This window comes from Shewanella sp. T24-MNA-CIBAN-0130, from assembly GCF_040310185.1.
In the GTDB taxonomy this organism is placed as follows: domain Bacteria; phylum Pseudomonadota; class Gammaproteobacteria; order Enterobacterales; family Shewanellaceae; genus Shewanella; species Shewanella psychromarinicola.
In genome coordinates this window covers 1-517 of sequence record NZ_JBEOPP010000140.1, presented here as the reverse complement: position 1 = coordinate 517, position 517 = coordinate 1, and the positions used below count along the sequence as shown (strand labels likewise).

The 517-nt window shown below is 43.5% G+C and carries 1 protein-coding gene; it reads right to left on the bottom strand.

What is annotated here, in order from left to right:
- Positions 1-517 (bottom strand): DNA phosphorothioation-associated putative methyltransferase (locus AAEZ02_RS21810; protein WP_351125021.1); only part of this gene is annotated, 517 nt, incomplete at both ends.

Sequence of the window (517 nt, the reverse complement as noted above, 5' to 3'; positions counted from 1 at the left end):
GTCTTCACGCCTTAAGGCTATGGCTTGTTCAAATTCGAGTTCGGCGGATCCGCCTTGCACTTGTATAAGTAATTTAAAGGCTCTTTTAGCATTACCGAAATGCATTTTAATGTTGGCAGATTCGGCAAACTCGTCATCTACTGGTATGCGGCCAAGCTCTAAACATCTGTCCCAAAAAGCGGTTAACAATGTTTGGTGTTGAGTGAACAATAACCGAGCTTGTTCTTCGCTTGGTGGTGTCGGTGTGGTTATTTGGTGCCATTGGTGATGGCGTTGATGCCGCTTAGCTAAAAAGCGTTGTTCTTCAATTTTGTCACGGAAAATATAATAAATGCCCGGCGCAACAGCGATAGCATTTTCGTCTAACGTGCGTTCGATATAACCTTTGAGCTCGGCCTGAGCATAATATTTTTGAAACGTATTACGTGAGGTAATGACACCGTCTTTATAGGGGGTAAATTGACTGATAAAGCTGTCGTTTGCCAGCATGGCTGACACTACCAACAACTTTCTAGAC